A 13491-nucleotide genomic window follows, 5' to 3' on the forward strand; every position below is an offset into this window, starting at 1 on the left:
AAATAAGAGATGACGATGCATAACTCTGATACTGAAACCACGTCACAGTCGAATTCAACCACGACACCATCTACAACACCACCAGAAAAAAAGCCATTTTTTGAAACAAATGCGCCTTTAGCGATTGGTGCTGCAATTTTAATTTTAGGCAGTGGTTTTTTAGGATATTCAGTTGGACATCGTCAAGGCTTAACAGTGGTGGGTTATGATGCCGATGCTGAACAACTGGTTGAAGTGGTTCAGGAACAGAAAACCCGTTTAGAAAGCCTAAATAAAAGTTTAAATGCTGCAGTGCAAGAGCGTGATGTTGCGGTGAGTAACTCGAATGACTTATACGAAGCATTTACGCAAGCGACTGAAGATAAGCAACGTACTGAGGGAATGAGTGCGATCTATCGTGAAGTGTTGCGTCAGCGTGGAGGTTTGAGTCTGACTGTACAGAATTTAGGGGTAAAACCTTTACCTGAAAATGCCTATGAATATCAGGTCGATTTAGTACAAGTCAGCCCAAATAAACGCCGTGCAAGCGGTACAGTCGAGTTGCGTTTAATTCAGGGCACAGAAGTACTGGTTATTCCAATGGAAGACAGTAATTTTAATTTTGATAATTATGAGCGTTTAACGGGACGCTGGACAATGCCAAAAGGCTTTAATCCAGATTTTATTGAAGTCCGTGTCAATGGCTCAACGCCTGTCATCAAGCGTTTCAGTTGGAGTAAGGGCAAAGCTGTGGAAGCCGATTCAGCATTTATTGCTGAAATTCCACAAGCAGAAGCCAGTGCTCAATAATGTGTGATATGTAAAACTTATGCGAACCCAGAAACGATCTATTTGTTTAAACGAAATTAAAAATAATTTTCATCAATCTGGCTATGTCGATTGGCATTTAAGCCCACGTTTGGCGGTGGATGATGAAGGGCATGAAGATGATGGTGACATTGCAGTACAGACCGCACCACCACAATTAAAGCGTCCACCTTTGTATGCTGTAGTTTTAATGAACGATGATTACACCCCAATGGACTTTGTAATTGAAATTTTACAACAATACTTTGCAATGAATCTTGACCAAGCGACTCAAGTAATGCTAACTGTACATTATGAAGGAAAAGGTGTCGCAGGGGTCTATCCGCGGGACATTGCGGAAACGAAAGCGAACCAAGTCAATAATTACGCTCGATCACAAGGTCATCCATTACTTTGTCAGATTGAGCCTAAAGATTAAGGGGGTTGCATGCTCAGTCGTCAATTAGAAGTATCATTACGTTTGGCTGTTAGCATGGCTCGTCAAAAGAGACACGAGTTTCTAACGGTTGAACATTTATTATTGGCTTTATTAGACAATGATTCGGCAGTCAATGCACTCAAGGCGTGTGGTGCAGATGTTATTGTGCTGCGTAAAGAACTCGAAGAATATGTAGAACAACATACCCCTAAACTTGCTGAAAATAACGATCAGGCGCCGCACCCGACCGAAAGTTTTGACCGCATTTTGCAGCGTGGTATTTTCCATGTGCAATCTAGCGGTGGTGACCGTACGGTTGAAGGCGCAGATATTTTAGTGGCAATGTACTCTGAACGTGATTCATTTGCCGTGTATCTACTCAAGCGTCATCAAATTAACCGTTTGACCTTAACGCAATACTTATCGCACGGTACACGTAAAGACGAAACGCAAGCGGAAGAAGAGGTTGAAGAATTAGATAGCGAAAGTTCAAGCTCTGCCAATGCTGGCCCGTTAGAGCTTTACACGCTAAATTTGAATACTGAAGCGCAAAAGGGTAAAACCGATCCGTTAATTGGGCGTGAAAAAGAAATTGAGCGTGCTGCACAAATTCTATGCCGTCGTCGTAAGAACAACCCATTGTTGGTGGGTGATCCAGGCGTGGGTAAAACCTCTATTGCCGAAGGTCTGGCGTGGCTGATTGTGAATGGTAAAGCGCCAAAACCACTCGAAAATGCCGAAGTATATAGTTTGGATATCGGTGCGTTGGTAGCGGGTACAAAATACCGTGGTGACTTTGAAAAGCGTTTAAAACAACTGTTAAATGCCTTGAAAAAGAAACCTGATGCCATTTTATTTATTGACGAAATCCACATGATTATTGGTGCAGGCTCAAGCATGGGCAGCACTATGGATGCATCAAATTTAATTAAACCTGCGTTGGCAAATGGTACTTTGCGTTGCATTGGCTCGACGACATTCCAAGAATATCGTCAGGTATTTGAAAAAGACCATGCACTTTCACGCCGTTTCCAAAAAATTGATGTGAATGAGCCTTCAATTTCAGAAACGATTGATATTTTACGTGGTTTAAAATCGAAATTTGAAGAATTTCACCATGTTAAATATGATGATAAAGCATTGGTGTCTGCGGTAGAGTTATCGGCCAAATTTATCAATGACCGTTTCTTGCCAGACAAAGCCATTGATGTGATTGATGAAGCAGGTGCGCAGCGCCGTTTAAGAGCTGAGCAAGATGATACTTTAATCACAGTAGAAAACATTGAAGATATCGTCTCTAAAATTGCACGTATTCCACCTAAAACCGTATCGAAAGATGACAAGACTGTACTTGAACATCTTGAGCGTGATTTAAAACGTGTGGTCTTTGGTCAAGACGAAGCTATTGAAGCGTTAGCATCAGCAATTAAACTGTCACGTGCTGGTTTAAAAACACCAGACAAACCAGTGGGTAGTTTTGTATTTGCTGGCCCGACAGGCGTTGGTAAAACCGAAGTTACCAAGCAGTTGGCAAAACTGTTGGGTGTGGAATTGGTTCGCTTTGATATGTCTGAATATATGGAGCGTCATGCAGTTTCACGCTTAATTGGCGCGCCTCCGGGTTATGTAGGTTTTGATCAGGGCGGCTTACTTACCGATGCGATTCATAAAAACCCGCATTGTGTGTTGTTGCTAGATGAGATTGAAAAAGCACATCCTGATGTATTTAACTTATTGCTGCAAATTATGGATCATGGCTCATTGACCGACAATAATGGTCGTAAGTCAGATTTCCGTAATGTGATTTTAGTACTGACCACCAATATTGGTGCAGAAAGTATTTCACGAGTCAGCATTGGTTTCATGGATCAAGACAACAGTAATGACAACCAAGAAGCAATGAAAAAAGCCTTCTCGCCAGAATTCCGTAACCGTTTAGATGGTGTGATTCAATTTAAGGCTCTACCAGCTACCGTGATTGAAAATGTAGTAGATAAATTCTTAACTGAATTACAAGCTCAATTGGATGATAAAAAAGTCATTCTTGAGGTTGATCAAGATGCACGTGAATGGATGGCTGAGCATGGATATGATCGCTTGATGGGCGCACGCCCAATGCAACGCCTGATTCAGGAACACTTGAAGAAACCATTAGCAGAAATGATTTTATTCGGTGAATTGGCTGAACAGGGCGGTAATGTCGCTGTTTCTGTGAAGAAAGAGAATGGTAAAGCGGTTGGTTTGAAACTTGAAGTATTTGAAGATCAAACTGCTGAACCAGCTTAACTTTTATATTGCATCACCATGAATGAAAATAACCCATGTTCAACATGGGTTATTTTTTTATGTATTCCACTTTTAAGTAAAGTCGCTTATGGATGTTCAGATCACAAAAATTGCCAGTACCGTACTTTTGTTTTTTATAACAGCATTAATGGAAATATTAGGTTGTTATTTTCCTTATTTAATTTTGAATCAGGGAAAATCGCAGTGGCTTTGGGTGCCAACAGTTTTGGCTTTAGCGGCTTTTGTGTGGTTGCTTACTTTGCATCCTGCGGCATCGGGGCGAATTTATGCAGCGTATGGCGGAATCTATATTTGCACCGCTTTGATTTGGCTAAAGTATGTGGATCAGTTTAATTTAACCCGTTGGGATATGTTTGGTGGGATGGTGGTCATTTTGGGTGCATTGATTATTATTTTACAACCTCAAGGTTTAATACGTTAACTCTCAACTGTTTTGAGTATTCAACCTATTAAACCTGTAATGAGGATGTGATGCTTAATAGAATTTTTATTTAATCTGTTTTAAATTTACATTCACTATTCGACAATTGCACATTAAATTGTGTTTTCTCTGCACTGAGTTGTAAATTCAACACATACGGATTTACACGCTGAAATTGATGCTCAAACATTGAATCGCAGTTGTGAATCAAGTTTTGTTTAATCATGTTTTTAACATTGTTGTAGCCCGTGCTTTCTACAAACTGAGTAAAATCGGGTGAAATAATCATGCCGCGAATGTTAATTTGCTTGTCTGTAGTTGTACTTTGTTCAATCACGGTATTTTGATCGACTTGATACGGCATAGTGCGGGAATCTTCATCGCTGATTACATCTAAAATTTCATTTAAAGCTGCTACATTTTTAATTTTGTAGTCAGCCGTTAAAATATCGTGCTGAACCAAATATTGGTCTAATTCGCTAGGTTTAGCATAGGCTGTGCTATGAGTAAGCATTGCAGCTGCACAAAGAGTTATTGTCGCAAGTGTTTTATACATCATATTATTCATCTAGGCTCTTTTTGAAATTTTAGAAAATCAACCGTCGTTTCAGATTATAGCGAGCCAAATAAAAAAACAGCACTATTTAGTGCTGTTTGTAACAAAACTCATCAAAGCGTACTCAATGCTTTGAAGTCGTTTAGTCTTTTTTGAGGTTTTCGTTCAATAAAAACTCAACCAATGCTTTTTGAGCATGTAAGCGGTTTTCGGCTTCATCCCAAACCACGGCATTTTTATGATCTAGCATATTTTCAGAAATTTCTTCACCACGGTGCGCAGGTAAACAATGCATAAATAAGCAATCTGGATGTGCCAAGTCCATCAAATGCTCATTGACTTGATAGTCTGCAAAGGCTTTTTCACGGATTTTTTGTTCTTCTTCCTGCCCCATACTCGCCCAAACATCGGTTACAATCAGGTCAGCATTGACTGCTGCATCTTCAGCAGAGTCTACTAATTCTACACAGTGTGCAAATTCGGACAGGAAACGTTGTTCAGGTTCATAGCCTTTAGGTGTTGCAATTTTTAAATTAAAGCCCCACATGTGCGCAGCTTCAATATAAGAGTTACACATGTTGTTGCCATCACCAATCCAAGCCACGGTTTTACCTTCAATTGAACCGCGATGCTCTAAGTAAGTTTGCATATCTGCAAGTAACTGGCAAGGGTGGTGATCGTCAGTTAAAGCATTGATTACTGGAACTTTTGAATAAGATGCAAAACGCTCTACAATGTCATGTCCGAAAGTACGAATCATCACAATATCAAGCATGCTTGAAATGACACGTGCAGAATCTTCAATCGGTTCACCACGGCCTAACTGTGTGTCACGTGATGATAGGAAAATTGCGCTGCCACCAAACTGACTCATACCTGCTTCAAACGATACACGAGTTCGGGTACTAGATTTTTCAAAAATCATTCCCAAGACTTTGCCCACAAAGGGTTGGAAAACTTCATTGTTATGCTGTTTACGCTTAAGCTCAATGGCGCGTTGCAAAATTTGATTCAGTTCTAAAGTCGATAAATCGCGTAATGTTAGAAAGTGACGTAGAGCCATTCGTTACTCCACAATAATTGCTGAATGAGAAAAACAACAATTAGTTGTTGGTTGGTTAAGTGAAAAAGGGAATCGGCTAATATACTATAGGATGAAGAAATTGCAAAAAAACTAGACTTTTTGATGGGCGTCTAGAAAGCGATCTACACAATAACTTACATAATTGATTGTTTCTTGTTCAGTTTCTTGTTTTGGAATGCCCATAATAATGCGCCATTCTAAATTTCTTAAAATCCCAAAATACAATTGTGCCGAATAAACAGGGTGTTCGCAGCGAATGAGCCCTTGTTGGCTGGCATGCTCTAGCACTTTGGCAATGCACAATTGTACGTGCAGAGGGCCGCGCTCATGAATATGCAAGGCAATGTCAGGGTTGCGCTGACTTTGCTCTAAAACTAAACGCATAAAAGCTGCATTTTCAGGCGCTAGTATATGATGATAAAAATTCAGCAAGGTCTGAATTAAATAACCACGTAAATTGGAATCTATTTGTTCAAAAGGGATGTGAATATCCTGAAAAAACTTGTCACGGCGATAATCACAAATCGCTTTAAACAAGCCTTCTTTATTGCCAAAGTATTTATAAATAGAAGCTTTAGAACCGCCAGCATGTTGCACAATATCATCTAAAGATACGGCATCGTAGCCACGTTCTAAAAACAGATCAGTTGCACTGACGAGCAGCGCCACACATCGCTCATGTCCACGCTTTGTAGGAGGGACATCTTTACCGAAAGGGGTTAAATGAGCGATATCTTGCATATTGGATAATATTTCAGCAAATGATCAAAGGGAGAGATTGTTATTATAGCAAATTTATGCACAGCGTGCTGTGTTGAAGTGTACGGGCAGCGTGCTTGAATTCAGAAAAAATAGAAATACACTCAAAATAAGCAAAATTTTGCTTATTTAGTATGCAAAAAAGCTATGTTTATTAAATTTAAATAATAAGCAATATCACGAAAATTTATTGTGCAATAAAATTTCGAATTATTTGACTAAAGTTTTAGAGCATAGATTCTAAAAAGTCATGGCGCAGCGTTGCATTCCCGATATACTCAAACCTCGAAAAATATAGTAAGAAAAGCGGAAAGGAAGATGACAGAACAAACATCTGCGGGCTTAAGATTCAGACAAGCTTTAGAAGTGGAAAAGCCATTACAAATTATCGGCACGGTAAATGCTTATGCTGCCATGATGGCAAAGCAGGTTGGCTATAAAGCCATTTATTTATCTGGCGCAGGTGTCGCCAATTACTCTTACGGTTTACCTGACTTGGGCATGACCAGTTTAGACAACGTCTTGGAAGATGTGCGTCGTATTACTGAGCGTGTAGATACTCCATTATTGGTGGATATTGATACAGGTTGGGGTGGTGCATTTAATATTGCCCGCAGTATTAAGCAAATGATTGCTGCAGGTGCTGCTGCAGTACACATTGAAGATCAGGTTGCACAAAAGCGTTGCGGACATCGTCCAAACAAAGAAATTGTAACTCAGCAAGAAATGGTCGATCGAATTAAAGCTGCGGTTGATGCAAAAACTGATTCAAACTTTGTAGTCATGGCACGTACAGATGCCTTGCAAAAAGAAGGTTTGCAAGCGGTGATTGACCGTGCTTGTGCATGTGTGGAAGCGGGTGCAGATGCAATTTTTGCTGAAGCGATGACAGACATTACCATGTATAAAACAGTATGTGATGCAGTTGGTGTACCAGTACTTGCAAACATTACTGAATTTGGTGATACCCCATACTACACCACAGAAGAATTGGCGGAGCAGGGTATTCGTATGGTGTTGTATCCACTTTCACCAACACGTGCCATGCAAAAAGCTGCCTTAGAAGTGATGCAATCTATTCGTAAAGATGGCACTCAAGTTAATGTCTTAGACAAAATGCAGCAACGTAAAGAATTATACGAATTCCTTGATTATCACACTTTTGAAAACACATTAGACAAGCTGTTCAAACAGGAGAATTAAAAAAATGGCTGAAGGAAAAGTACTCACAGGCGCAGGATTGCGCGGACAAGTGGCGGGTAAAACTTCACTCTCAACTGTAGGTAAAAGTGGCGCAGGCTTAACTTACCGTGGTTATGATGTACAAGACTTGGCAGAAAATTGCCAGTTTGAAGAAGTTGCTTACCTGATTTTCTTTGGTGAATTGCCTACTTCAGAGCAATTGGCTGCCTATAAAGCAAAATTGAAATCTTTACGTGCATTGCCACAAGCATTGAAAGAAGTGCTTGAGCGTATTCCTGCAGATTCACATCCAATGGATGTGATGCGTACAGGTGTTTCAATGTTAGGTAACCTAGAAACCGAACAGTCATTTGAACAGCAACAAGATGTTGCAGACCGTATTTTGGCAACTTTGCCAGCCATTATCTGCTATTGGTATCGCTATAGTCACGATGGCGTACGTATTGAAGAAAATACGGATGATGATTCAATTGGCGCACAATTCCTGCATTTATTACGTGGTGAAAAACCAAATGAATTGCATGAACAAGTCATGAATGTGTCATTAATTTTGTATGCAGAGCATGAGTTCAACGCATCAACATTTACAGCACGTGTTTGCGCATCAACTTTGTCTGACATGCATTCATGTATTACAGGCGCGATTGGTTCATTACGTGGCCCATTACACGGTGGCGCGAATGAAGCAGCGATGGAAATGATTGAAAATTGGACATCGCCAGAAGAAGCTGAACGTGAAATGCTAGGCAAGTTGGAACGTAAAGAAAAGATCATGGGCTTTGGTCATGCGATTTATAAAGACAATGATCCACGTAACGGCATCATCAAAATCTGGTCTGAGCGTTTAGCGCAAGATGTAGGTGATACAGTACTTTATCCTGTATCGGTGCGTTGTGAAGAAGTGATGTGGCGTGAGAAGAAATTATTCTGTAATGCTGACTTCTTCCATGCGTCTGCGTATCACTTTATGGGTATTGCGACCAAACTATTTACACCAATCTTTGTGATGAGCCGTGTAACAGGTTGGGCAGCACACGTGATGGAACAGCGTGCAGATAACCGTATTATCCGCCCAAGTGCAGATTATACAGGCCCAGAATTGCGTAAAGTTGTACCAATTGCAGAGCGTTCGGCTGCTTAATTGGTTGTCTAAAAAGCTGTACCGTGCATGAACATCATGTGATGCAGCAGTTTAGGCTGAAGATAAGGTTTCATTGTTAAGCAATGGAACCTTATTTTTTTTGAGGTTTGGATGAGGGTAGTCAAAAATACAATGAGTAATTATTGAAGCGTTAGAGAATTAAAAAAGATCGGACGTACGATAGCGCATTTTTAAATATTTGATCATAAAAGAAGGTTGTTGTATTTTGTTTCTTAAGGTTGTAAATGGTTGCATGATTGGCTAAAATTTATTCCATAATTAATATGAGGAAAAAGCAATGTCACATGTAGCAGTTAAAATCGACAGCGATATTGTTGAATCAGCAAAGATTTACGGGATGGCTGAAAGTAGAAGTGCAACTAAACAAATTGAGTACTGGGCTAAAATTGGAAAAATCGCACAAGACAATCCCGATTTAACTTTTCAAGATATAGCAGATTTGTTGCTTAGTATGGCGCATGTCAAAGCAGGGAATACAACACCATATAGCTTTGGTTGAGTTCAATGAATATACAACAAACTCCCTTATTTGAACGGACAGTGAAAAAACTAACCAAGCAGCAGAAAAAAGATGTTGATAATGCCGTAATAACCGTTTGGAATAATCCTGATATCGGAGAAGCTAAAGTGGGGGATTTAGCAGGAGTATTTGTTTATAAATTTAAAATGGACAAACAGCTTGTGCTACTGGCTTACTCTGTGAGTGATGACGAAATCATGACACTCTATCTTTTAAAATTGGGCAGTCATGAGAATTTTTATAGAGACTTAAAAAGATAGGTTTACTTCAGGGTGCAGTACAAGTGCTTGTATCTTGCATTAGATCAATCAGGTCTTGAGCGACTAACAGAGTGAGCTGTTCTAGTCGTTGTAATGGATTGCCATCTAAAAAATATTTGTACTGAAAAGTTTGCTGCTGATAATGAATGGCGATAAAAAATGTCCCTACAGGTTTTTCTGGTGTGGCACTGCCGCCTGGTTTCAGTAACCCTGTGCATGCCACAATAAAATCTGCATGTTGAAATAGTTTTTTGCCTTGAACTGCCATGGCTTGTGTGACTTCTGCGGATTCAGCGGTATAGGTGGCAATTAAGTCACTATTCACATGCAAAATCTCACGTTTAATGCTTGGGTCGTAACTGACTAATCCACCAAGTAAAATATTGGCACCGCTATTTTTATAAATAGAAAACTGACTACATAAGTAACCTGAGCTGGCACTTTCAATAAAAGCCACAGTCTGTTGGCGTTGTTCAAGTATGGTACAGCATTGTTTGAGCATGATAAATCTGCAAGTGAATAGAATAAGTTGCTCAAGTGTACTGAATTTTGTCGACTTGTGCGAAAAAACATCAAAAAGTGAAATGCTAAAATAAGAATGTTCACGATTTAACTGCCTATAAATACAGCAAAATTTACAATTATAGGTTTAATCGTGGCATGAACGGTGATACAAATAAAAGTAAAGCAAAAAGTAATAAAAAGGATGCTGTGATGAAAACAACGGTGAAATATATCGTTTTAAAAAGTTTGGACTATCAACTTGGTACATCATTATTTGAGGATGAAATTGATGCTGATGCACAATATTTTGACCAAATTCCAAGCATTATTGAATATCAAAACTTGCGCTTTAAAGTGGTGAGTAAAGAACAAAAGCGTTTACAGTTGATTGAGGAAAATGAAGAACATCAAACCATCATTGTCAGAGTTTTGGTGATTTAAAGTCATTTCAATCTAGATTAGTCAGAGCTTCAATATAACAGCAGAATGATTGAGCATCAGTGGAGCGTATCGAAGTTGGTGTTTTTTTAGTCACTGGATGCAAAAAATTGTATTTCACATCACAAGAAAAAATTGAAGAATTGATTAAAAATGCTAACTACGTCACATATTTGTGTTGGTATTTTTGTAGATTAGCATTTTTCAAACGGGCTGTAATGGCTTAAATAAGCTTATGTTTTTTAGATCAATTTTTATTTTAACAGACTGATAATTGAGATAGAGAGAAAATTAATTAAAATATCTTAAAAATATAATCATGACAGATAGAACAAAATATAATTGAATTTTAACGTATTTTTTGAATGCGTGTTACATTTTGGTTTTTATTATATTGTTAAATAATAAAGTGTTTTTCTTAGATAAAATTAAAAAAAACAGTGTATTTTCTTTATGGAATTGAGCATTTTTGTTATTGCTGTGTATAGTCCTTGCATCTCACAATAGTGAGGAAGTTTAAAGGGGCTAAATATAATGAATCATAATGCAATTATCATGATGACGCTGATCATTTTAGCTGTGGGATTTTCTCTAGGCATTTATGTGTATTTTGAACAAAAGAGAAAGCAAAATGAAGAAATTCAGCTGATCATTACAGAAGCAAGACAGGGTCTAGTAGAGTTAGATCGGAAATAATAATCTAGGTGTAAATCGTATACTTCGATGCGGATCCAATGGGATATGTTAAAGGTGAAAAATAGACTTAAAAAAGTAATTTTATGCCACTGTTTGTCGGTCAGATGACGATAAAATAAATGAACGAAACATAGCTGTAGTTTCTTAGTTTTCCCACATTCCCATGTGGGATTTTTTTTGTCTAAAATTTAGACTAGCGCAGTATTTATTAAGATAAGTCATTATTTTTATGTACAAAAGTGACCTTTATTATAAAGATCAAAATAAGGTGCATATTCCTGCATAAACCTACCACCTATTCCTATTCGTTCCCTACCACTCATTCCTATTCCAAGTCGGCCACTTAGGGTTTATTCAGTAATAGAATTACAAGAAGAATGAACCTCATAAAAAGTATTCAAATGCCAATATTGCACAACAGCGCTACTTATATCATTTAGCGATGAACTGATTTACGATTACGTTCGATGAGAGATGGATCCGGAAATATGAACAACTCCTATAAGTGATACTCTGCTCCTCAAATGATGTTATAAACATCAATATATGGAGTATTTTATGGCACGTAGACCAAGAAGAAATCATTCAAACGACTTTAAGGCTAAGGTAGCACTTGCTGCGATCAAAGCAGAAAAAACACTTGCTGAATTGAGTGCTGAATTTGATGTTCATCAAAACCAAATTATTGACCGGAAAAATCAATTGATCTCAGCTTCCTCGCAAGCTTTCGATCAATCAAAAGCTCCATCAGAACCTCCCATTGATCTTAAAAAGTTACATGCAAAAATCGGTGAGCAGGCATTAGAAATTGATTTTTTAGAAGGTGTGTTGAAGAAACTGGGCCGCTTCAACCACAAAAGTTAATCGACGACTCACTTCAGATTTCAGTATCTAAACAAGCTAAGTTACTGAAAGTCTCTCGTGGTTGTTATTATTATCGCCCAAAACCTGTTAGCTCATCAGATCTGAAGCTGATGCGATGTATTGATGAATTACATATGCAATATCCTTTTGCAGGTAGCCGTATGATGCGTGATTTGTTGAATCGTCAAGGACATCATATAGGACGACGTCATACACGTACTTTAATGAAGAAAATGGGTATTCAGGCGTTATATTGCAAACCAAATTTAAGCCAGGCGAATCAAGCTCACCGTAAATATCCATATCTGCTCAAAGGATTGGCTATTCAGCGCAGTAATCAAGTGTGGTCTACGGATATAACGTATATCCCTATGGCAAAAGGTTTTGTTTATTTATGTGCTGTGATTGATTGGCATAGCCGCAAGGTACTTGCGCATAGGGTATCGATTAGTATGGAGGTTACATTTTGCATAGAAACATTAAATGAAGCGATTGAAAAATATGGATCACCTGAAATATTGAATACAGACCAAGGCAGTCAGTTCACCAGTGATGCATTTATTGATGTATTGAAATCAAATGGCATTCAAATCAGTATGGATGGTAAAGGTCGATGGGTAGATAATGTGATGGTTGAACGATTATGGCGGAGCGTTAAATATGAAGAGGTGTATCTCAAAGCTTATAGCAGTGTCACAGATGCGAAAAAGCAATTGAGTGCATATTTTGAGTTTTATAATCTGAAACGACCTCATTCGAGTCTAGACAAAATGACACCAAATGAGTTTTACTATGATCAGCTACCCCAACAAAACAAGGTGGCTTAACTAGAGCGGAATATCACTTATAAATACGCTTTTAGTTGTTCAAACAAGTGGAACCACCTCTATGATCGATTAAAAAATCGAACTTACACAAAATAATTTACAGGCTCTAAAATACGTTTAGTACTTTTAGCAGTATCAATAACAATACCACCACCTTTCTTCGCAACCGTTACCATCCCTGTACTAATCGCTGCTGAAAGACCATTGAGTGCTGTTGTCATCTCCTAATTTTGGTGGGTATTTAGCCTTATCGACTACAGCCCCTTAATTAATTACTTCAAGAAAATCATCTATTAAATTGAGTAAATCTAGACTTTTACATTTAGAAAAAATTACCTTATTTACAATGTTATCTTTGTATTCAAAAAAATGATCTTCATATAAAAACCAAGTAAAATAAATAGTATTATTATTCCTTGCTGCCCTTTTACTGAAATCATCAAAGGTTTCTTCTAAAGTGATTCTGTAATTCTCAGATAATAAACCTTTAGGATAGAAAAATTTTTTACAATTTTCATCATTTATCACATTGCTATAATAACCCCAGTTACGGATAAGCCAAAGATTTAATCACATGAATTTTAGGCTTATTCTTTTGGCAAAGTTGATACGCACATAGTGAAGAAAATACGCCTGCTAAAAAACCAGCAATCGAACGATGTTTA

16 protein-coding genes and 1 pseudogene are annotated in these 13491 nt (G+C 38.2%); 11 read left to right on the forward strand and 6 right to left on the reverse strand.

The features are described from left to right. The first annotated feature begins 15 nt into the window (after nt 1-15). The 4 genes from FTU71_RS04540 to FTU71_RS04555 all read left to right on the forward strand — a co-directional run bounded on the left by FTU71_RS04540 (nt 16) and on the right by FTU71_RS04555 (nt 3953). Nucleotides 16-789, forward strand: coding sequence for a DUF6776 family protein (locus FTU71_RS04540; protein WP_373683000.1), 774 nt, complete (start codon nt 16-18; stop codon nt 787-789). 19 nt (nt 790-808) lie between these two features. Next, nucleotides 809-1225 carry an ATP-dependent Clp protease adapter ClpS gene (gene clpS, locus FTU71_RS04545; protein WP_168417363.1) on the forward strand — a complete coding sequence of 139 codons (417 nt, stop codon included), beginning with the start codon at nt 809-811 and terminating at the stop codon, nt 1223-1225. Between the two features lie 9 nt (nt 1226-1234). Next, complete coding sequence (clpA, locus tag FTU71_RS04550) at nt 1235-3511, forward strand: ATP-dependent Clp protease ATP-binding subunit ClpA (protein ID WP_180038092.1); 2277 nt, start codon at nt 1235-1237, stop codon at nt 3509-3511. Nucleotides 3512-3599: 88 nt separating this feature from the next. Next, nucleotides 3600-3953: a YnfA family protein gene (locus tag FTU71_RS04555; RefSeq protein WP_180038091.1), complete on the forward strand. Its 354-nt coding sequence runs from the start codon at nt 3600-3602 to the stop codon at nt 3951-3953. 70 nt (nt 3954-4023) lie between these two features. Here FTU71_RS04555 and FTU71_RS04560 read toward each other — a convergent pair whose 3' ends face one another. The 3 genes from FTU71_RS04560 to FTU71_RS04570 form a co-directional block, all read right to left on the reverse strand. Beyond that, entirely contained in the window at nt 4024-4467 is a 444-nt protein-coding gene (locus FTU71_RS04560) for a hypothetical protein (protein WP_257220039.1), read from the reverse strand. A 184-nt stretch (nt 4468-4651) separates the two neighbouring features. Then, a complete protein-coding gene (gene argF, locus FTU71_RS04565; protein ID WP_180051332.1) occupies nt 4652-5572 on the reverse strand; it encodes an ornithine carbamoyltransferase in 921 nt (306 codons plus the stop codon). 111 nt (nt 5573-5683) lie between these two features. Next, a complete protein-coding gene (locus FTU71_RS04570) occupies nt 5684-6334 on the reverse strand; it encodes a TetR/AcrR family transcriptional regulator (protein WP_168417358.1) in 651 nt (216 codons plus the stop codon). A gap of 336 nt (nt 6335-6670) precedes the next feature. Between FTU71_RS04570 and prpB the strand changes: the two genes are divergently transcribed. The 4 genes from prpB to FTU71_RS04590 all read left to right on the forward strand — a co-directional run bounded on the left by prpB (nt 6671) and on the right by FTU71_RS04590 (nt 9497). Beyond that, nucleotides 6671-7555 carry a methylisocitrate lyase gene (prpB, locus tag FTU71_RS04575; RefSeq protein WP_004973459.1) on the forward strand — a complete coding sequence of 295 codons (885 nt, stop codon included), beginning with the start codon at nt 6671-6673 and terminating at the stop codon, nt 7553-7555. A 4-nt stretch (nt 7556-7559) separates the two neighbouring features. Then, nucleotides 7560-8696, forward strand: a complete 1137-nt coding sequence (gene prpC, locus FTU71_RS04580; protein ID WP_004973461.1) for a 2-methylcitrate synthase — start codon at nt 7560-7562, stop codon at nt 8694-8696. 298 nt (nt 8697-8994) lie between these two features. Continuing rightward, entirely contained in the window at nt 8995-9216 is a 222-nt protein-coding gene (locus FTU71_RS04585; RefSeq protein WP_004973462.1) for a hypothetical protein, read from the forward strand. Between the two features lie 5 nt (nt 9217-9221). Further along, nucleotides 9222-9497: a type II toxin-antitoxin system RelE/ParE family toxin gene (locus FTU71_RS04590; protein WP_004973465.1), complete on the forward strand. Its 276-nt coding sequence runs from the start codon at nt 9222-9224 to the stop codon at nt 9495-9497. Between the two features lie 7 nt (nt 9498-9504). Here the strand turns inward: FTU71_RS04590 and FTU71_RS04595 are convergent, their stop codons facing one another. Beyond that, nucleotides 9505-9999: a CinA family protein gene (locus tag FTU71_RS04595; RefSeq protein WP_180051334.1), complete on the reverse strand. Its 495-nt coding sequence runs from the start codon at nt 9997-9999 to the stop codon at nt 9505-9507. A 212-nt stretch (nt 10000-10211) separates the two neighbouring features. Here FTU71_RS04595 and FTU71_RS04600 point away from each other — a divergent pair, with 212 nt between their 5' ends. The 3 genes from FTU71_RS04600 to FTU71_RS04610 all read left to right on the forward strand — a co-directional run bounded on the left by FTU71_RS04600 (nt 10212) and on the right by FTU71_RS04610 (nt 12826). Then, entirely contained in the window at nt 10212-10442 is a 231-nt protein-coding gene (locus FTU71_RS04600) for a hypothetical protein (protein ID WP_026438431.1), read from the forward strand. A 531-nt stretch (nt 10443-10973) separates the two neighbouring features. Continuing rightward, the gene (locus tag FTU71_RS04605; RefSeq protein ID WP_004973471.1) at nt 10974-11135 is read left to right on the forward strand and encodes a hypothetical protein; all 162 of its coding nucleotides are present in this window, start codon (nt 10974-10976) and stop codon (nt 11133-11135) included. A 546-nt stretch (nt 11136-11681) separates the two neighbouring features. Then, nucleotides 11682-12826 (forward strand): IS3 family transposase gene (locus tag FTU71_RS04610; RefSeq protein WP_180051336.1). Its coding sequence is split into 2 segments (ribosomal slippage): nt 11682-11946 and nt 11946-12826, totalling 1146 coding nucleotides; the frame shifts between segments, so codons are not numbered across the junction. Between the two features lie 83 nt (nt 12827-12909). Here FTU71_RS04610 and FTU71_RS04615 read toward each other — a convergent pair. Both FTU71_RS04615 and FTU71_RS04620 read right to left on the reverse strand, forming a co-directional pair. Beyond that, the gene (locus FTU71_RS04615) at nt 12910-13047 is read right to left on the reverse strand and encodes a hypothetical protein (protein ID WP_158660382.1); all 138 of its coding nucleotides are present in this window, start codon (nt 13045-13047) and stop codon (nt 12910-12912) included. A gap of 326 nt (nt 13048-13373) precedes the next feature. Then, a pseudogene (locus FTU71_RS04620) lies at nt 13374-13491 on the reverse strand (IS982 family transposase); the annotation flags it as partial.

The organism is Acinetobacter sp. YH12136, from assembly GCF_013418545.1.
GTDB classification, from domain to species: Bacteria; Pseudomonadota; Gammaproteobacteria; order Pseudomonadales; family Moraxellaceae; genus Acinetobacter; species Acinetobacter towneri.